The following is an 18,876-nucleotide window of genomic DNA, read 5'->3' on the forward strand; positions in this document are numbered from 1 at the left end:
GCGGACCGCCTCAGCGCGCGACCAGGGCGGGCATCGCGGCCGGGGTGGCAGGTCCGGCGGTCGGCGTGGCCGACACCCACTCGGGCTGGCAGCGCACGCCAGCCAGGACGCCGTGGTCCGGATTCGGCAGCGTCAGCCGTGCGCGGAAGGTGCGGCTGGCGGCATCGACGATCTTGTCCACCCGCTCGACCGTGGCAGTCTTGCGGGTGGCGCCGGGGTAATCGGGCTTGATCTGCACCGTGTCGCCAGCCTTCAGGCGGCCCAGGTCCGACAGCGGCAGCACCAGTTCGACCCGCAGCGGATCGAGCCGGGCGATGCGCAGGATCGGCTTGTCGTCGACCCGCTCGCCCGGATTCAGGAACCGGTCGACGACCACGCCGTCGATGGTGGCGGCGAGTTCGCGCAGCGCGAACTGGGAGCGCGCGGTTTCGGTGTCGCTGGCGGCGGCGCGCTGCTGCTCGCGCACGGCGTCGACGCGGCGGTAGGCCACCTCGGCTTCCGAGCGGGCCTGCTCCACCGCCACCTCGGAGATGAAATTCTGACGGCGCAGGTCCTCGGCGCGCACCAGCTTGCTGCGCGCGAGTTCGGCCGCCGCGCGCGCGGCGCGCAGTTCGGCCTGGACCTCCGAGCGACTGCTCGCGGCACTCAGGTTGGCGCGCTCGACCTCGCGCCGCAGCGTGGCCACGACCTCGCCACGGCGCACCGCGTCGCCGCGCTCGACCGCCACCGTCGCGATCACGCCCACCACCGGGCTGCCGATGTCCACCACCTGCGACGGCTCGATCAGGCACGCCAGCGGCGCTGCCTGTCCGGCGACCGCCAGCCACCCGCCTGCCAGCCACACCGCCACACGCAGGGCCGACCGGCGCATCCGCGACCGAACGCGCCCATGACCGTGACCGAGATCCACCACTGCACACTCCAAGCTCGTCATTCTTCCCACCCGCTGTACGCCAGCCGCCCGGCACCGGCACGGTCCTGGCGCAGCAAGGCGCGCCGCTCGCGCGTCTGGGCCCACTCGTCGAGCAGCATCGCCAGCCGCCAGGCGGCCCCCGTCCAGCGCGAGGCGACCGGACGCTGCACCAGCGTAGCGACCAGCCAACCCGGCAGCCGCTGGAACAGCAAGCCTTCTCCCGCGCACAACTGGGTTTCGGCAGATCCGGGATCACCTTGACGGGCAGATCGGCCGACGAGCTGGCGCCACTGGCGCGAAGCGAGCGCATCCGCACAGACCATGGCATGCAGACCGCCCGCCGCCCGCACCTCGGCGCTCAGCCGGATGTCGGTGCCGCGGCCGGCCATCTGGGTCGACACCGTGATGCGCCCGGGCTGGCCGGCGCGGGCGACCACCTCGTTTTCCAGCCGGCTCTGCACGGCGTTGAGCACCATCGGCCGCAGCCCGCGGGCCCGCAGCCGCAGCGCGAGCTGCTCGGAATCCGCGACCGACGCGGTGCCGATCAGCACCGGGCGCCCCAGCGCGACCATGGCCGCCGTGCGATCGACGACCGCCTGCCAGCGCGCCTCGGCGTCGCGGTGGACCTGCACGCCCAGGTCCTGCCGCCGCGACGGATGGTGGCGGGGCATGCGCAGGACCGGCGTGCCGTAGGTGAGCGCCATCTCGGGGGCCACCTCGGCCAGCGTGCCGCTCATGCCGCCGATCTGGTGGTAGCGGCTGAACAGGCGCTGGTAGGTGAGCTGGGCCAGGGTCTGCTGGGCCGCCGGCATCGGCAGCGCCTCCTTCAGCGCGAGCAGCTGGTGCAGGCCGCGCGACCACTGCCGCTCCGGTGCGGCCCGCCCGGTGATCGGGTCGATGAAGACGATGGCCTCGTTCTGGACCGCGTAGTCCCGGTCGCGCTGCAGCGCATGCAGCACGGTCAGCGCCCGCAGCACCCAGTCCTCGCGCCAGCGCAGGTCAGACCACGGCCGCTGCGCCGCCCAGGACTGCGCGGCGAGCCAGTCCCGGCCGGCGCGGGTCAGCCGCACGCTGGCCGCACCACTGCCGGTGGCGGGCACGACCACGGCATGCCGCGCAGTGTCGACCGCCCGCGCCCGGTCAAGCAGCGCGCGCAGGTCGTCTTCGGACAAGGTCTGTGCGCCAAGGCCGGACAGGATCAGCGGCACACGCGCCTCGTCGCACAGCACGCTGTCGGCCTCGTCGATCAGCGCCAGGCAGAGTCCGCGCAGCAGCGGGCCGCGGTCGGGGTCGGCCGCGTCCGACCAGGCGAGCTGTCCGCCGGCCCGCCCGTGTGCGACCCGGTCGCGCAGGTGGTCGAACGCCACTTCGCGCGCAGCGGCGTAGGTCACCTCGGCACCATAGGCCGCGCGGCGCTGCGCCGGTGTGGAGGCCGCCGTCACGCAGCCCACGCGCAGGCCGAGCGCGGCGTAGAGCGGCCCCAGCTCGGCAGCGTCGCGCTCGGCCAGGTAGTCGTTGGCCGTGAGCACATGGGCGGGCACGCCAGCCAGTCCGGCGCAGGCCGCGGCCAGGAACATCGCCACGGTCTTGCCCTCGCCCGTGGCCATCTCGACCAGACAGCCCTGCAACATCGTCCAGGCCGCCAGGTACTGGGACTCGTGCGGCACGAAGCCGAGGTGCTGCTGTACCAGACCGGCCAGCCGGAGGAAGACGCGGGCGCAGAGCCTGGGCGTGTAGCCCTCGCTGCGCAGGTGGTAGAGCGTGCGCGGCCAGGCGGCCTCGTCGGGTGCGGGGCGTTGCAAGGCGGCCAGAAAGTCGGCGCGCCCGCGGCGGACCCGCCACGCGGTGCGCACGGCCAGCGCGAGGGGCCGGGGTGCGGTCCGCTGCGGATAGGCCCCCCAGATCGGTCCCGGACGCACCAGCGCCATGGCCGAAGCCGAAGCGGTGCCGGCCATTTCAGCGGCCTCCGGGCACGTCGGTGGCGTCGCCGAGGTGGCGCAGCGTGAGCTGCTGCAGGCGGCGCAGCAGCCGCGCACCCAGCGGTTGCGCGCCATGGTCAAAGCGCACCAGCAGCCGCGCGCCCAGCCGCTGCACCGCCAGATCCGGCACCTGGACATCGATGACCGCCACCGGCTGCAGCGTGCGCAGGCCGTCCGCGTCGGCCGGATCGGTCTCGATGCGCCCGCCCGCGTTCACGCCCAGCGCCGCGGCGGGCAGCACCGAGCCGGTCTCCGGCACCACGCCGTCCCAGCGCCCCGCGTGCACCTCGCCCACCGCCTCCGGCCGCAGGACCGACACCGCGCGCACCCCGGACAGCAGCCAGGCAATGTCCTCGTCCGGCACCACCGTGCGTGCGACCAGCCGGTCATCCGCCAGCACATGACCGAGCACCTCGCCGCGCCGGACATGGCGGCCTAGCAGGGTCTGCGGCTCGATCCAGCTCACGCGGCCGGCCCGGGTGCTGCGCATCGCCATCTGCGCGATGCGCGCCGCGAGTTCGTTTTCCCGCGCCTGCAGGGCAGTGGCTTCGGCTTCGGCGCGCTGGGCCGCCGAGGCGTCGCGCACCTGCAGCCGGTTGACCTGCACTTCCAGCTCCAGCCGGCGGGACCGCAGGTGGGCGAGTTCGATCGGCTGCTCGTCGTTGCCCAGCGTCAGCAAGGGGGTGTCCGGCTGGACCTGCTGCTCTCCCGGCGTCTCGACCGCGAGCACGAACCCGTCGGCCGGAGCGCGCACCAGCGCCTCCTCCGGCATCCAGGCCTGCGCCTGCGCGACCGTGGCCTGCGGCAGCGGCAACCACAGCACGGCCGCCGCCAGCAGCGCCATGCCACCCAGGCTGATCGCCGTGGCGTGCAGTCGCCGCCCGTGCAGCGACGGCGACTTCGCGAGCCAGCGCAGACCCGCCACCGCCGGCTGCACGACCTGCAGCCACAGCACGATGGCGCCCACCAGCAGCGCCAGCGTGGCCGCCGTGTGCGCCAGCCACAGGCAGGCCGACACGGCCACCACCATCCCGAACAGCCACGCCGCCGGGGCATACACGAGCGTCACGCAGCGCTGCAGCCAGGACTGCGCCGGCAGCGGCGCACCGGGCGCGGCCCCCAACAGGTGCTGGAGCCGGTCGAGCCACCAGCGACGGCTGCGCTGCGCCAGATTGGGCAGGTCCAGCGCGTCGGTGAGCACGTGGTAGCCGTCCATGCGGACCAGCGGATTCGCATTGGCCAGCAAGGTCGACACGCCGCCCACCAGCGCCACCGCCAGCGCCAGATCGCGCACCAGCCCCGGCTGCACCGCCGCCCAGACCAGCACGCCGATCGCCGCCAGCACGCACTCGACCAGCACGCCCGCCGCGCTGATCAGCATGCGCTGGCTGCGCACCGCCAGCCCGGTCGCGGCCGAGGCGTCGACGTAGGGCGCCGGCACCAGATAGAGAAAGCCGATGCCGACGTGGTGCACGTCCGCGCCGCAGTGGCGCACCGCCAGCGCATGGCCGAGTTCGTGCAGCGCCTTGATGAAGGGATAGACCGCCCAGCTCAGCGCCAGAAAGACCGGGCTGGACAGGCGCTCGCGCACATCGGCCTGCAGCGCCGGCCACTGCAGCGCCACCTGCATCAGCCCGAGACCGACCAGCAGCACGGCCGCCAGCTGCGCCAGCGGATGCGACAGCGCGTGGGCCAGCGGATCGAGCCGGGTCAGCCAGCGGGTCGGGTCTCCCAGCGGCACGCGCCAGGACAGGGGATTGAGCGAGGCCCGGCGGCGGCGGCGGTCCACCTGCAACTCGCCGCGCATCAGCGCCTGCAGGTCCGGCAGGCGGTCGCACTGCAGCAGCCCGGCGCCATCGAGTGTCGCCAGCCACTCCAGCACCTCGTGCTGGGTCGGCGGCTGCGGTACATGGGTGCTCAGCCAGGTCCAGATCTCGCCGATCGTGCGCCGGCCGTCGAACCGGCCGACGAAGGACCAGCCGGCCTCGTCGAGCAGGTGGTGGCGGCCGGTGAGCAGGTCGGCGAGCACGTGGCGCACGACGCCATCGGCGCTGCGGTGGCGCACGCGCACGGTCGGACGCAGCCGCGGCACGATGTTCGCCACCCGGTACCAGAGCGGGCTGTCGAGCGGAACCGGGTCGACCGCCTGCCGGCCCGCAGCCAGGGTCAGGTCCGGCGTCATCCGAGCAGGGTCCACCAGCCCATGCGCAGCCAGTCGAAGAGGCGCCCGAACAGGTCGGCCACCAGGGGATGGCGGCCGGTGTCGAGGCGGGTCACGCCCTCGAAACCGGGGCGCAGCGTGGCCTCGGCCGAGACCAGCGCACCCTCCACCTCGAAGCCGTTGCGCCCTTCGCGCACCCGGGCCACCGGCGTGATGCGGGTCACGGTCATCGGCAGCGCCTGGCCCGGACGGGCCGCCACGCGCAGGGCGCCGATCGTGCCGACCTGCACGCCGGCAATGTCGCGCTCGTCCACCCACAGCACCAGCCGGAAGCCGTCGACCGGCGCCACCGTCATCATCACCTCGCCGCGCTTGACCGGCGCGCCGATCGAGCGGCTCAGGTCCCCCGACACCACGACGCCGGTCAGTGGCGCCAGCACCCGACCACGCTCCAGGTCGCGCCGGGCCAGGTCCGCACGGGCACGCGCCTCGTCGACCTTGGCCATCTGGACCACGATCTGCGCCTGGTCGTGGCGGGCCAGCGCTTCGCTGACGGCGCTTTCCGACTGGGCCAGCGTGGCCTCGGCGGCCCGCAGTTCGCTGGACGCCTGTTCGCCGTCGAAGTCGATCAGCGACTGGCCAGCCTGGATCTGCGCCCCGGGGCGCGCGTAGACCACCGAGATGAAGCCGTCGCGCGGCGCCACCAGCTGCCGTTCGTGCAGGCCCTGCACCCGCGTCGGCGCCACCACCTCGCGGTGCACCGGCAGCAGGCCGATCACCAGCGTGGCACCGAAGGCCACCGGCCAGACGTGGCGGCGCAGCGGCGCCAGCCAGCCCGGCCAGGCGAGCAGCGACGCCGGTCCGCGGGTCGCGGCACGGGTCAGGTACAGGCGCAGCAAGGGCGTGAAGTAGGTGGCGGCCTGCTCCAGGCGCAGGATCTCCTCGGTGCGGAACGGTGCGCCAAGATCACGCTGCAGCGTCATCGCGCCCAGCACCACGCCGTCGCCCCCCAGCGGCACGGTGCAGACCGCGCAGGCGCCCATCGACCGGCTGAGCTGCACATGGGCCAGCCCCGCCTGCATCGGGCCATGGCGGCGGGCGGGGTGCGTCAGCGTGCAGGCACTGGCCGCGGCCTCCTGCATCGCGGCGTGGAGATCGCGCACCAGTTCGGTCGCATCGGAGAGCCGGGGCAGGTCCGACACGGCCATCACCTCCAGATCCGCGCGGGTCTGGCGGCGCAAGCCCAGCGCCACGCGGTCGCAGCGCAGGCTCGCCGCCAGATGCAGCACCAGCGCGCGCAACGCGTCAGCGTCACGCGGTGCCTGCAGCAGCACGCCGACCGCCTCCATCAGCCACTCGGCGGCCGGCACCGGCCGGCTCGGCCCCGGCGCACCAGCCCTGGACAGGTCCCGGATCGCGGCACGCAGTTGCGCATCCGCCTGCGCAGGCGGACTGGCGGGTGCGGCCACGTCGCGGGCTGGGGTGCGGGGAACGGAAGAGGTGCTCACTGGCAGTCGGACCCAAGAATGCCCGCCAGTGTGACCCCGCTACCGGCAGGCTCAAGATGCGATGAACCCGCCAATCACCGTGCAGATTTCCCTGCGCGGTGGCGTCCTTTCAGGCGCCCAGCGCGTCCGCCAGGGCGAGCAGATCGTCCAGATGGAGATGCCGGCCGGGCGGTGCGACATCGTCGGCCGGACTGGCGGGGCCGTGGTGGAGCGCTGCCTCTGGACGCCGGATCCACGCCGTGTGCAGTCCCGCCTGGCGGGCGCCGACGACGTCGAGCCGCCAGTCGTCGCCCACGTGCATCACCTGCCCGACCGTGCACTGCAACTGCGCGCACGCCACCGCGAAGATGCGCGGCGCCGGCTTGGCCACGCCGCAGCCACGCGCGCTCACGGCCCCGGTGAAGTAGGCCGACAGGCCCGTCGCCGCCAGTTCGGCATTGCCGTTGGACAGCGCCAGCAGCGGAAAGCGCGCGGCCAGCCGCTCCAGCGCCGGCCGGACATCGGCGTACCACTGCACCTGCTGGCGCTCGGCGAAGAACACGTCGAAGGCCGGCTCGGCCAGCGCCGGGTCATCGCCGACCGAGGCCAGCGCCTCGCGCAGCGTGATCAGGCGCAGCGCGGTCAGGTCGTGGGCCAGTTCGGGGTGGCGGCGCGCGACCTCGCCGCGCAGGCGCTGCAGCGTCGGCACATCAAAGGCCGCAGCGGTGGCCGGCGCGTGGGTACGCAGCCAGTCCTGCAGCACGGCTTCGGCGCGCAGCAGCGTGGGCAGGACGGGCCAGAGGGTGTCGTCCAGATCGAGGGTGAGGGCAGCAATCATCCGCGCAGTGTCCCCGAAGCACGGGAATTTGCTGGCTCGGCGAGAATGCACCCGCCATGAAAACCCAACCCGAACCCGAATACCGCCACGGCAGCCCGGCCCGCGTCGGCGTGCTGCTCGTCAACCTCGGCACGCCGGACGCGCCGACCGCCCCGGCGGTGCGGCGCTACCTGGCGCAGTTCCTCAGCGACCAGCGGGTGGTGGAGATTCCCGCCGCGGTGTGGAAGCCGATCCTGCACGGCATCATCCTGCGCACCCGCCCGGCCAAGTCCGCCGCCAAGTACGCCAGCATCTGGACGCCCGAAGGCTCGCCGCTGGCGGTCTGGACGCGCAAGCAGGCCGAACTGCTGCAGGCCAGCGTCACCGCCCACGGCCTGGCGATCACCGTGCGCCACGCGATGCGCTACGGCAGCCCGTCCATCGCCAGCGAACTCGATGCGCTGAAGGCCGCCGGCTGCGACCGCATCCTGGTCGTGCCGATGTACCCGCAGTATTCGGGCACGACCACCGCCAGCGTGATGGACGACGTGCACCACTGGCAGTTGCGCCAGCGCACGCTGCCCGAGATCCGCTGGATCCGCCAGCACCACGACGATGAAGGCTACATCGACGCCCTCGCCCGCCGCGTGCAGGACCACTGGGCGCGCGAAGGCCGTGGCGACCACCTGCTGCTGAGCTTCCACGGCGTGCCCGAGCGCACGCTGACGCTCGGCGACCCCTACCACTGCCACTGCTACAAGACCGCGCGCCTGCTCGGCGAGCGGCTCGGGCTGGACAAGGACGCGCTCTCGCTGAGCTTCCAGAGCCGCTTCGGCAAGGCCAAGTGGCTGGAGCCCTACACCGAGCCCACGTTGCAGGCGCTGGCGAAGAAGGGCGTGAAGCATCTGCAGATCTTCTGCCCCGGTTTCTCGGCCGACTGTCTGGAAACGCTGGAGGAAATCGCCATCGAGGGCAAGCACGTCTTTCTCAAGGCGGGCGGACAGCGCTACGACCACATCCCCTGCCTCAACGACCACCCGGCGTGGATCGACGCGCTGCACGGGCTGGTCGAGCGCCACACGGCGGGCTGGGCCGTGCGCGCCGATGCGCAGCCGCGGGCCGCACTGCTCGAAGGCCAGCGCCAGCGGGCGCTGGCGCTCGGCGCCAAGGTCTGACGCTACAGCGCCCGCAGCACCGCCCGCACCGGCGACGCATCCGCCAGCACCAGCCGGAGTGGCAAGGCGATCAGTTCATAGTCGCCTGCAGGCACCTCGTCCAGCACGAGGTTCTCCAGCACCCGCAGATCCAGCTGCAGCAGCCGCTGGTGGCTCTCCAGGGTCTCGCTGGACGCCGGATCGACCGAGGGTGTGTCGATGCCCACCAGCCGCACGCCCTGCCCCGCCAGCCAGTCGATCGTCTCGGGGGCCAGCGCCGTGAAATCGGTCGTCCAGACCGTCGCGGCCCGCTGGCAGGTGCGCACCAGCACCCGCGGCGGGAGGTGTTCCGCGGCATGCCACAGGTGCTCCGGGCGGACAAGCGGCCCGCAGCCGATCGCATGGACCACGCGACAGGGCCCCAGGAATGGCGCGAGATCGACCTCGCCGATCGACGGGGCACCATCGGCGTAATGCAGCGGGGCGTCGGCATGGGCACCGAGGTGGGGCGAGAACGTGACCGCACTGACGTTGGCGGCGCATCCGGGGCCCAGCCGGGCGGTCCAGTGCTGGACGTACGCCTGGTCCCCCGGGAAGACCGGGGTCGCGGGACCGACCGGTGGCGAGATGTCCCACAGCCGCCGCGCGCTCACGGTGCCGGAGTCTCCGAAGACAACGGATCGGACACCAGCAGATCGAAGGCACTGAAGGCCTGCGCCAGATCGCTGAAGACGCCCTTGTCGAGCGGTGACAAGGGCGCCACGGAGGCCGCCGCGCTGGCGTCCTGCACATCCAGCGGCAGGCTGAGCTGCGGCGGCACGCCGAGCGAGGCAATGTCCCCCATCGACACGAAGGCCACGCCGGCCAGCGCCGCCGCCGCATCGAGCCGCGGCGCCTCGCCGACCAGCGCAGCCTGCCGCACGACGGCCAGCGCCACCAGCTGCCGCTGCTCGCGGCTGGCGCGGGACCAGCGGTCGTCGTCGGTCGTGCTGGCGAAGGTGTGCAGGCGGACCAGTTCACGGGCGGCACGCTCGTCGAACGCCGCCACCTCGACCGGCCGCGCCAGCCGCAGCGCCTTGAACGCGGCCTCGCCCGCCGGACCGGTCTCGACCAGCCAGTCGGCCAGCATGGCGGCCGGGATCAGCAGCGTGGCGCGCTGCCGCTGGGCTTCGGCGAGCCAGGCCTGGCGGTGCTCATCGTGGGCCGGATCGCTGTCCAGGCGCAGCAGCCAGGCCAGCGCATCCGCATCGAGGAGACACCGCAGCATGGATCACCCTTTCTTCCTCAGTTTCATCAGGCGCGGCAAGACTAGCACCATCAGCACCACCACCAGCAGCGTCAGCGACATCGGCCGCTCCAGGAACACGCCCCACTTGCCTTCGCCGATGGACAGCGCGTTGCGCATCTGCGCTTCGGCGAGCGGGCCGAGGATCATGCCGACGATCACCGGTGCGGTCGGGAAGCTGAAGCGCCGCATCACCACGCCGAGCAGGCCGATCGCGAACATCAGGAACAGGTCGAACGCACTCTGGCGCATGCCGTAGACACCGACCGTCGCGAAGATCAGGATGCCCGCGTACAGGTAGCTCTTCGGGATCTTCAGCAGCTTGACCCACAGACCCACCAGCGGCAGGTTCAGGATCAGCAGCATCACGTTGCCGATGTAGAGCGAGGCGATCAGTGCCCAGACCAGCGTGGCGTTGGTGTCGAAGAGCTGCGGACCGGGCTGGATACCGTAGTTCTGGAACGCGCCCAGCAGGATCGCCGTCGTGTTCGAGGTCGGGATGCCCAGCGTCAGCAGCGGGATCAGCGTGGCGGTGATCGCGGCGTTGTTGGCCGCTTCCGGACCGGCCACACCCTCGATCGCACCCGTGGTGCCGAACTCTTCCTTGTGCTTCGACAGCTTCTTCTCGGTCGCGTAGCTCAGGAAGGTCGGGATCTCGCTGCCGCCGGCCGGGATGGTGCCGAAGGGGAAGCCGATGAAGGTCGCGCGCAGCCACGCCGGCCACGAGCGGCGCCATTCCAGCCTGGTCATGTGGACCGAGGTCAGCGTGTTCTGCGTCTCGACCACGCGGCCCTGGAACAGCACCGCGTACAGCGCCTCGGCCACCGCGAACAGGCCGACCGCGACCAGCACGACTTCCATGCCGTCCATGAATTCGGGCACCCCGCCGGTGTAGCGGGCCTGGCCGGAGATCTGGTCGATGCCGATCAGGCCCATCGCCAGACCGACACCGAGCGCCGTCAGGCCGCGCAGCGTGCTCTGACCCAGCACCGCGCTGACGGTGCAGAAGGCCAGCAGCATCAGCATGAAGTATTCCGGCGGGCCGAGACGGATGGCGTAGGTGGCCACGAGCGGCGCGAACATCGTCACCAGCACGGTGGCGATGGTGCCGGCCACGAACGAGCCGATCGCCGCGGTGGCCAGTGCCGCCCCGGCACGGCCGTTCTTGGCCATCTTGTTGCCTTCGAGTGCGGTGACCATCGAGCCGGCCTCGCCCGGCGTGTTCAGCAGGATCGAGGTGGTCGAGCCGCCATACATCGCGCCGTAGTAGATGCCGGCGAAGAAGATCATCGACGCCGTCGGCTCCACCTTCAGCGTGATCGGCAGCAGCATCGCCACCGCGGTGGCCGGGCCGATGCCGGGCAGCACGCCGACCGCCGTGCCCAGCGTGCAGCCGACCAGCGCCCACAGCAGGTTGATGGGCGTGCCCGCCGTCAGGAAGCCCTGCAGCAGGTTGTTCCAGATGTGCAGTGCATCCATGTCAGAGCCATCCCGTGGCGGTGAGTCCGGGCAGGCTGATGGCCAGCGCCTTCGTGAACATCCAGTAGACCGGCGCCGAAATGGCGATGCCGATCAGGCTGTCGGTGATCCAGGCGCGCGGGCGCAGGTCCAGCCGCCCCTCCGACGCCTTGAAGCCGCGCACCGCCAGCACGAAGCACAGGGCGCAGCTGAGGATGAAGCCGATCTTCGTGATCAGCAACGCGTTGAGGAGGATGCCGGCAGTGACCCAGGCGAAGCCGGGCCAGTCGCCCCGGTCGGCGCCGTCGGTCTCGTCCATGTCGCGGAAGCCGCCGGTGCGGGCCTCCCAGACAAGCCAGACGCCGCACAGGCCGAGCAGTCCCGACACCACCCAGGGCAGGAAATTCGGACCGACACCAGCGTAGCCCGCATCGGAAGAAATGGAGGTCGCCCCCCACGCCAGACCCAGTGCCAGCACCACCACACCGGCACCCAGCCAGGTCTGGTGGCGCCGGGCATCGGCCGGCAAAGCGTCACGCACCGTGTCGGTCATGGCTCAGATCATCCCGGCCTTGACCATCGTCGCCCGCAGCGACGCGAACTCGCGCTCGACGAACTCGTCGAAGGCCGTGCCTGCCAGCCAGGCGTCGGTCCAGCCGTTCTTCTCCATCGCCTCGGCCCAGGCCTTGGACTTGACGGTCTTCTGCAGCAGGTCGGTCAGCGCCTTGCGCTGGGCGGGCGTGATGCCGGGGGCACCGTAGACCCCGCGCCAGTTGCCGATCTCGACGTTGAAGCCCTGCTCCTTCATCGTCGGCACGTTCGGCGCCAGCTTCAGGCGGGTCGGCGAAGTGACGCCGATCGGGCGCATCTTGCCGGACTCGATGTACTGCTGGAACTCGCTGTAGCCGCTGCCGCCGACCGAGACGTTGCCACCCAGGATGGCCGCGATCGCCTCGCCGCCGCCACGGAAAGGCACGTAGTTGATCTTCGTCGCGTCGACACCGATCTCGCGCGCCAGCATGGCCGCGGCGATGTGCTCGGTCGATCCACGCGAACCACCGCCCCACTTGACGCTGCCGGCATCCTTCCTGACGGCCTCGACGACGTCCTTCATCGTCTTGAACGGCGACTCGGCCGGCACCACGAAGACGTTGTATTCGCTGGACAGGCGCGCGATCGGCGTCGCGGCGGTCAGCGAGACCGGCGGCTTGCCGGTGATGATGCCGCCGATCATCACGGCGCCCATCACCATCAGCGTGTTCGGGTCGCCCTTGCTGCCGTTGACGAACTGCGCCAGACCGATCGCACCGGCCGCACCGCCCTTGTTCTCGTACTGCACGGTGCTGACCGCGCCGGCGTCCTGCATCGCCTTGCCCAGCGCGCGGCCGGTGCCGTCCCAGCCACCGCCCGGATTGGCCGGGATCATCATCTTGAGGTTGACATCGGCGGCCTGCGCGGGCAGCACGCCCGCAGCGGCCATGGCGGCCAGGGACTTGAGGAAGGTGTCGCGACGCATGGGAGAACTCCTGGGCGGATGGTGGTGGGACGGTTCTGAACGGGACAGGGAGGATGGTCGCCGCGCTGTCTGTCAAACGGCTGTCCGGGGACCTAGGGGAAATGCGGGGTTCCGGTCGGACAGGATCGATTCCCGGACGCGCTAGGCTTGCCACCATGAAACTCCTGCTGATCGAAGACAACGCCACGATGCAGACCACGCTGCGCCGCGCCTTCGAGCGGCGCGGCATCCAGGTCGTCAGCTGCGACGACGGCGCCCGCGCGCTCGACCGCTGGGAAGCGAGCCAGCCCGATGTCGTGCTGCTCGACCTGAGCCTGCCCGGGCTGGACGGGCTGGAGGTGCTCAGCCGCGCCCGCAGCGCCGGCTGGAGCACGCCCGTGGTGATCCTGACCGCCCGTGGCACGGTGGGTGACCGCATCCTGGGCCTGAACACCGGTGCGGACGACTACCTCGCGAAACCGTTCGATCTGGACGAACTGGAGGCCCGGGTGCGGGCGCTGGTGCGCCGCTCCGGTGCCGCCTCCGGCGGAGCGGGCCGACCGCCGGACGCCTTCTGCGGCCTGCGCGTGGACGCCGACAGCGGCGCCGTCTACCTGCACGATGCGCCGATGGAGCTGACCGCGCGCGAACTCGCCCTGATGCGCGCGCTGCTCGCGCGGCCCGGCCACGCGGTGGCGCGCGAGCGGCTGTTCGATCTGGTGTTCCCGGGGGAAGCCGACGTGCAGGCCGAGGCCATCGAGGTGGTCGTCTACCGTCTGCGCAAGAAGCTTGCCCAGACCGGCGCACAGCTTGTCACGCTGCGCGGCCTGGGCTATCTGCTCAAGGCCGTGCCCTGACCTCCATGCCGGACCGCCTGTCGCTCCTTGCACGCTGGCGCCAGCTGCACGAGCACCTGTCGCTGCGCGCCTACCTGCTGCTCGGCATCCTGGGGCCGGTGGTGGTGCTGGTGCTGGTCAACACCCTCAGCGTCTACCGGGAGGCCCTGGAATCGGCCGACACCGCCTACGACCGCCCCCTGCTGGCATCGGCCAAGTCGATCGGCGAGCATCTGGACATCGCCCGCGATGCCCATGGCCAGGGCACGGTCGTCACGGCCACCGTGCCCTACTCCGCGCTCGAAGCCTTCGAGGCCGACAACCGCAGCCGGATGTACTTCCGCGTCAGCGACACGCAGGGCCGGATGATCTCGGGCTTCGAGGACCTGCCCGTCTGGCACGGCCAGCTGCCCGCGCGCAGCGTCTATGCCGCGCTGGTCGATTTCTACGACGCCGAGTTCCGCGGCCAGCCGGTGCGGGTGGCCGTGCTGCTGCAGCCGGTGGCCGGGAGCGAGGGGGTCGGCATGGCCGTGATCCAGGTCGCCGAGACGCTGGAGCTGCGCCGCACGCTGGCCCGTGCGCTGCTGCTGGGCACGCTGTGGCGGCAGGCCGCGCTGATCGCGGTGATCGCGGGCGTGGTGGTCTGGGTCGTGCAGCGGGCGACGCGGCCGGTGCGCCAGCTCAGCGCCCAGCTGCAGCAGCGCGGCGACGGCGACCTGACCCCGCTCGTGGCCGACGAGGCCCCGCGCGAGCTGCAACCGCTGATCGATGCCAACAACGCGATGATGGCGCGGCTGTCCCAGCTGCTCGACCACCAGAAACGCTTCGTGCGCGACGCCTCGCACCAGCTGCGCACCCCGCTGGCCGTGCTCAAGACGCAGGTCCAGTCGGCCCGCCGTGGCGACATCGATGCCAGGCAGGCACTGGCCGAGATCGAGCACACCGTGGACGGTGCCACCGAACTGGCCAACCAGATGCTGGCACTCGCCAAGGTCGAACAACTGCGCCAGCAGGGCCAGGCGCCGGTGCTGGACTGGGACCGCCTGGTGCGCGACGTGGCGCTCGACCTCTCCGCGCTGATCGCCGACCACGGGCTGGAGTTCTCGATCGAGACCGACAACGCCCCCGTGCGCGCCCACGCCTGGGCCCTGCGGGAACTCGTGCGCAACCTGCTGCACAACGCCATCAAGTGCTCCCCCGATGGCTCGGCGCTCGCCATCCGGCTGCGCAGCGACCCGCGCCACGCCACGCTGACGATTGCCGACAGCGGCCCTGGCATCCCGGCTGCGCAGCGCATGCACCTGTTCCGCCCCTTTGCGGCGGGCCGCAGCGCGGACAACCTGCGCTCCGGTGCCGGCCTGGGACTGGCCATCTGCCAGGAGATCGTGCAGTCGCTCGGCGGTGCGCTGGTGCTGGACAATCGCACCGCCCCCGACGGGCACACCACCGGGCTGGACGCCACCGTGCGCCTGCCCCTGGCCGATCCACCGCCCTCCGAATCCTTCACCAGCCGATGAGCAGCAAGTCCCGCCCTCCCGCCCCGCCCGCGCCGATGCCAGGCCAGCGCCTCGACAAGTGGCTGTGGGCCGCACGGTTCTTCAAGACCCGCACCCTGGCGGGTGACGAGATCGAGCGTGGCCGCGTGCTGGTCAATGCCCAGCACGCCAAGCCTTCGCGCGAAGTGCGACCGGGCGACCGCCTGAGCCTGCGCCAGGGCAACAGCCCGGTGCCACGCGAGGTGCAGGTGCTCGGGCTGTCGGAAGCCCGTGGCCCGGCACCCCAGGCGCAACGCCTGTACGCCGAAACACCCGAGAGCATCGCCGCCCAGGCCGAGTGGCAGGTCCGCCGGCCGTACGCGGTCGACCCGGCCGTGGCCATGGAGCAGGGCCGCCCCACCAAGGCAGACCGCCGCCAGCTCGTCGAGTGGCAACGCTGGAGCGCGTCGCTCGACGACGAAGCCTGACCGCGGCAGCCGCAGTCAGTGGCGCGTCGTGCGCAGCTTGATCTTGCGGGCGGCCATCTGCAGCCCGTCCGCCGACAGCGTGCCCTCGACTTCGATCTGGCTCGACGTGCCGGCCAGCGCCACCAGGGCCGCCATGGTCAGCGGCTCGCGCAGATAGAGCGAGTCCGACCAGGTGACCGTCAGCACCGCCCCCCCCGCCTGGTGGCGCATGGTCAGCTTGCGCGCCACGGCGTCCGCGGTCAGCACCAGCCCGTGGCGCTCCAGCCGGCTCTTGGTGCCCGCCGGCTCCGGCGCACAGACCACCGTGCTGGCCGTCAGGCCCTGCGCGGTGGACGCCCCCCGCACCTCGACATACAGCCCGTCCGCCAGCGACGGCGCACGGCAGGCGGCCAGATCGATCCGCGCGGACGGCGCCAGCGTCACCACGGTGTCGCGCAGGCGGAAGGTGCCGGCCGTGGCCGACCAGTCGTCCAGCGTGCCCCGCAATTCGGCAACGGCGGCTGCAGTGCCCAGGCGCTCGATGCGGGTCGCCCGCCAGCGGCCGCTGCTGTCCAGCACGGCCGTGGCCTGCACGTACGCCCCGTCCCCCAGCGCCTGCCCCGGCGACACGATCTGCGTGTCGGCCTGGACCAGCAGCCCCACCCCGTCCAGCTCGAACGTGCTCCCGGTCCAGGCACCGACCAGTCCGGCGCGGCCCAGGGTGCTGGCCACACCGGCGCTGCCGCTGCCGGCTGTGCCGACCGACATCACCTGCACCAGGCTGGCACCGAGGACCAGCGTGGCCGGATCAAACGCCGACTCGGGAGCGAACACGGTCACCGTGCGGCCGTCGAGCAGGGCGATGCCCTGCGGCTGCAGGGCGGCGGCCGATGGCAGCTCCACCGTCAAGGCCCCCAGCCGGAAACTGCGCGCACCGCCGCTGCCGGCTGCCGACAGCGCGGCCACCGCCCCGCTGACCCGCACGCCGGGGAGCGCGCTGCGCCGGGTGATGCGCGTGGCCACCAAGCGCACGTCGGTCGGGCCGGATCCGGTGCGCTGGGTCAGCGCGTGCACGTCCACCGCATCGCCGAGCTGCAGGTCGGCCAGGCCACTCAGCGGTGACTCGAAGGTGGTCACCGGTCCGCGGGCCGGGTCGCTGTTGACGGTGACCGTCTGGCCCAGCACGCCGATGGTGTCTGCAGTGCGCTCGCTGACGCGGCCCGAGACACTCGGCAGCAGCTCGATGCGCTGCAGCACTTGCGTGCCCGCAGCATCCGTGCCGAACTCCAGCGACACCCGGTGCCCCAGACGCACATCGCCCACCTCGACGTCGGTGCCATTGCGGCTGATCTCGGTCTTCGCGGCACTGTCGTCATGGCGGGTGCCATCGACGATCACGCTGCCCAGACCCGACACCGTGCCCACGTTCAGGCCCACCAGCACCGGGCTGCCGGTACCATTGGTCCCCACGCTGCCGCCGCCACAGGCGACCAGCACCGCCAGCAGCCCGGCCACCAGCGCCGCCGCCAGCCCGATCCGTCGATTCGAAACCCGCATCTGTTCATCTCCTGCCTGATCCACCCCAGCCATTCAGTCCTCCCGGGGGTTGGTCGATTTATTCACTTCAAGATGGTAATAAATCCCGAAGCGCACCCGGGTGTTCCGGTCATCGGAATGATCCGGTGTCGGCTGGCGACCACGCTCCGCCTCCAGCGCGATCTGCGCGCGCGCCTCGCGCACCATGCTCTCCAGTGCCACGCCCCAGAGCTGTCGCGCCACGTCACCGAGGTGGCTCGCGGCCGCCAGACTCAGCCCGTCGGCAAAGACGCTCTGTTCAAGCCGGCGCTCGGACGGCGCCTCGGCCTGCAGGTTGTGCACCGCAGCGGCGATGTGGTCAGCCACGTTGACCGCCATCGTGCGCACGGCCGCCGGATCATGCAGAGGCAGGACGAATCGATCGGACAGCAGACGCACCCGCTCGGGCTGCACCTCGACCAGTTGCAGCCGCTCCAGCTCTTCCAGCAGCGTGCGGGGATGGACATCGCGCGAGGCTTCGCGCGCCAGCGCCTCGAAGCTCGGAGCGGGACCATGCCGCGGCAGATCCCGCCGGATCTCGCCGGCCGGTTCCCGGTAGTCCGGATCGGTGATCCACTGCGAGAAGAGCACCGATGCCGGCGTGGGTGTCAGGCGCGCGGCAGGTGCCGGCGTGCCGGCAGGCTCGTGGTGCGCTTCCATGAAGGCACGCACTTCCTTGCGGTGGATGCCGGTCAGCACGCTCAGCGCGGAATCGGTCACGCGGCGTCCGCGCCGGGCCAGGTCATCGTGGGCTTCGGACAGGTAGACACCGCGCAGGGTACGTACCAGCGCATTCAGCGGGATGCCCTGCACCAGCAGCCAGCGCACCAGAGGCGCCAGCATCACGGCAACATCGTCGAGCGACTGCTCGGCAGGGGTGGGCAAAATCGGATCGGTCATCGTCAGCAAACGTGCCCACACCCCGGCCGAACTCCCCCGGCCGCACAGCGTGCGGACATTCCAGTCCGCAAGTGTGACAGTTATCACGTCGCCAGCCGGGCGTGATTCGTCAACTTCTGTCACCTGACCCCTTGAAGTCTGCAGGGTCATCCTCATTTCGCAATCCAGTCGCTGCAAAAACAGGCCAGGAAAAGACTCTCCAATGTCCGACACCCAGAACTCCGCTCCCTACCAAGACACCGAGCCCGCGTCGCTGCACACCACGTCCGCCGACACGGCCGAGGCCGCCGCCAGCGAGGCCGCTGCCCGCATCGCCGAACTCGAAGCCAAGAACGTCGAGCTGGCCGATGCCTACCTGCGCGCCAAGGCCGAGGCCGACAACACCCGCCGCCGTGCCGACGAGGAAATCGCCAAGTCGCGCAAGTTCGCGGTCGAAGGCTTCGCCGAAAGCCTGCTGCCGGTGAAGGACAGCCTCGAAGCCGCACTGGCCACCCATGCCAGCGGCCAGGGCTCGCCCGAGCAGGTGCTCGAAGGCGTGAACATCACGCTGCGGCAGCTGGTGCAGGCGCTGGAGCGCAACAAGGTCGTCGAGATCAGCCCTCCAGTCGGCACGAAGTTCGACCCGCACCAGCACCAGGCCATCAGCGTGGTGCCCGCCGACCAGGACGCCAACACCGTCGTGATGGTGCTGCAGAAGGGCTATCTCATCGCCGAGCGGGTGCTGCGCCCGGCGCTCGTCACCGTGGCCGCGCCGAAGTAAGGCCTTGACCCAGCACAAATAACAGGCCTGTCCGGCGTTCCAGGGCCTCGATCCCCCTTGAAACCGGCCGGACAAGCCACAGATCACAGACAACCAAACAATTTCCGGAGCTTC

Annotated in this window: 17 protein-coding genes; 5 read left to right on the top strand and 12 right to left on the bottom strand. The window is 71.6% G+C overall.

What is annotated here, in order from left to right; translation table 11 throughout:
- Nucleotides 1-10: 10 nt before the first annotated feature.
- The 5 genes from BDD16_RS01305 to BDD16_RS01325 all read right to left on the bottom strand — a co-directional run bounded on the left by BDD16_RS01305 (nucleotide 11) and on the right by BDD16_RS01325 (nucleotide 7,378).
- A complete protein-coding gene (locus tag BDD16_RS01305; RefSeq protein ID WP_179632263.1) occupies nucleotides 11-871 on the bottom strand; it encodes an efflux RND transporter periplasmic adaptor subunit in 861 nt (286 codons plus the stop codon).
- Nucleotides 872-930: 59 nt separating this feature from the next.
- On the bottom strand, nucleotides 931-2,868 hold the full coding sequence (locus BDD16_RS01310; protein WP_179632264.1) for a preprotein translocase subunit SecA: 1,938 nt from the start codon (nucleotides 2,866-2,868) through the stop codon (nucleotides 931-933).
- A gap of 1 nt (nucleotide 2,869) precedes the next feature.
- On the bottom strand, nucleotides 2,870-5,074 hold the full coding sequence (locus BDD16_RS01315) for a M50 family metallopeptidase (protein ID WP_179632265.1): 2,205 nt from the start codon (nucleotides 5,072-5,074) through the stop codon (nucleotides 2,870-2,872).
- A complete protein-coding gene (locus BDD16_RS01320) occupies nucleotides 5,071-6,522 on the bottom strand; it encodes an efflux RND transporter periplasmic adaptor subunit (protein ID WP_179632266.1) in 1,452 nt (483 codons plus the stop codon). The genes BDD16_RS01315 and BDD16_RS01320 overlap by 4 nt, the downstream gene beginning before the upstream one ends.
- Nucleotides 6,523-6,670: 148 nt before the next feature.
- Nucleotides 6,671-7,378, bottom strand: a complete 708-nt coding sequence (locus BDD16_RS01325) for an HAD family hydrolase (RefSeq protein WP_179632267.1) — start codon at nucleotides 7,376-7,378, stop codon at nucleotides 6,671-6,673.
- Between the two features lie 56 nt (nucleotides 7,379-7,434).
- Here BDD16_RS01325 and hemH point away from each other — a divergent pair, with 56 nt between their 5' ends.
- Nucleotides 7,435-8,532, top strand: a complete 1,098-nt coding sequence (gene hemH / locus BDD16_RS01330; protein WP_179632268.1) for a ferrochelatase — start codon at nucleotides 7,435-7,437, stop codon at nucleotides 8,530-8,532.
- 2 nt (nucleotides 8,533-8,534) lie between these two features.
- Here hemH and kynB read toward each other — a convergent pair whose 3' ends face one another.
- From kynB to BDD16_RS01355, 5 genes are read right to left on the bottom strand one after another with little or no spacing between them, the layout of a single operon-like run.
- Nucleotides 8,535-9,164 carry an arylformamidase gene (kynB, locus tag BDD16_RS01335; RefSeq protein ID WP_179632269.1) on the bottom strand — a complete coding sequence of 210 codons (630 nt, stop codon included), beginning with the start codon at nucleotides 9,162-9,164 and terminating at the stop codon, nucleotides 8,535-8,537.
- Nucleotides 9,161-9,778 carry a hypothetical protein gene (locus BDD16_RS01340; RefSeq protein ID WP_179632270.1) on the bottom strand — a complete coding sequence of 206 codons (618 nt, stop codon included), beginning with the start codon at nucleotides 9,776-9,778 and terminating at the stop codon, nucleotides 9,161-9,163. The genes kynB and BDD16_RS01340 overlap by 4 nt, the downstream gene beginning before the upstream one ends.
- Nucleotides 9,779-9,781: 3 nt before the next feature.
- Nucleotides 9,782-11,275 (bottom strand): tripartite tricarboxylate transporter permease, encoded by a 1,494-nt coding sequence (locus BDD16_RS01345; protein ID WP_179632271.1) that lies wholly within the window; start codon nucleotides 11,273-11,275, stop codon nucleotides 9,782-9,784.
- A gap of 1 nt (nucleotide 11,276) precedes the next feature.
- Entirely contained in the window at nucleotides 11,277-11,807 is a 531-nt protein-coding gene (locus BDD16_RS01350) for a tripartite tricarboxylate transporter TctB family protein (RefSeq protein WP_179632272.1), read from the bottom strand.
- A gap of 3 nt (nucleotides 11,808-11,810) precedes the next feature.
- Complete coding sequence (locus BDD16_RS01355) at nucleotides 11,811-12,770, bottom strand: Bug family tripartite tricarboxylate transporter substrate binding protein (protein WP_179632273.1); 960 nt, start codon at nucleotides 12,768-12,770, stop codon at nucleotides 11,811-11,813.
- 155 nt (nucleotides 12,771-12,925) lie between these two features.
- Between BDD16_RS01355 and BDD16_RS01360 the strand changes: the two genes are divergently transcribed.
- The 3 genes from BDD16_RS01360 to BDD16_RS01370 are packed head-to-tail and all read left to right on the top strand — an operon-like array spanning nucleotide 12,926 to nucleotide 15,548.
- Nucleotides 12,926-13,606: a response regulator transcription factor gene (locus BDD16_RS01360; protein ID WP_179632274.1), complete on the top strand. Its 681-nt coding sequence runs from the start codon at nucleotides 12,926-12,928 to the stop codon at nucleotides 13,604-13,606.
- Between the two features lie 5 nt (nucleotides 13,607-13,611).
- Entirely contained in the window at nucleotides 13,612-15,102 is a 1,491-nt protein-coding gene (locus tag BDD16_RS01365) for a sensor histidine kinase (RefSeq protein WP_179632275.1), read from the top strand.
- Entirely contained in the window at nucleotides 15,099-15,548 is a 450-nt protein-coding gene (locus BDD16_RS01370) for an RNA-binding S4 domain-containing protein (protein ID WP_246332440.1), read from the top strand. Before BDD16_RS01365 ends, BDD16_RS01370 begins: the two co-directional genes overlap by 4 nt.
- Nucleotides 15,549-15,563: 15 nt before the next feature.
- Here BDD16_RS01370 and BDD16_RS01375 read toward each other — a convergent pair whose 3' ends face one another.
- Nucleotides 15,564-17,084: a DUF5666 domain-containing protein gene (locus tag BDD16_RS01375; RefSeq protein ID WP_179632276.1), complete on the bottom strand. Its 1,521-nt coding sequence runs from the start codon at nucleotides 17,082-17,084 to the stop codon at nucleotides 15,564-15,566.
- A 33-nt stretch (nucleotides 17,085-17,117) separates the two neighbouring features.
- On the bottom strand, nucleotides 17,118-18,002 hold the full coding sequence (locus BDD16_RS01380) for a DUF6502 family protein (RefSeq protein ID WP_179632277.1): 885 nt from the start codon (nucleotides 18,000-18,002) through the stop codon (nucleotides 17,118-17,120).
- Nucleotides 18,003-18,204: 202 nt separating this feature from the next.
- Here BDD16_RS01380 and grpE point away from each other — a divergent pair, with 202 nt between their 5' ends.
- Nucleotides 18,205-18,762: a nucleotide exchange factor GrpE gene (grpE, locus tag BDD16_RS01385; RefSeq protein ID WP_179632278.1), complete on the top strand. Its 558-nt coding sequence runs from the start codon at nucleotides 18,205-18,207 to the stop codon at nucleotides 18,760-18,762.
- Nucleotides 18,763-18,876: the final 114 nt, after the last annotated feature.

The organism is Sphaerotilus montanus (genome assembly GCF_013410775.1).
GTDB lineage: Bacteria > Pseudomonadota > Gammaproteobacteria > Burkholderiales > Burkholderiaceae_C > Sphaerotilus > Sphaerotilus montanus.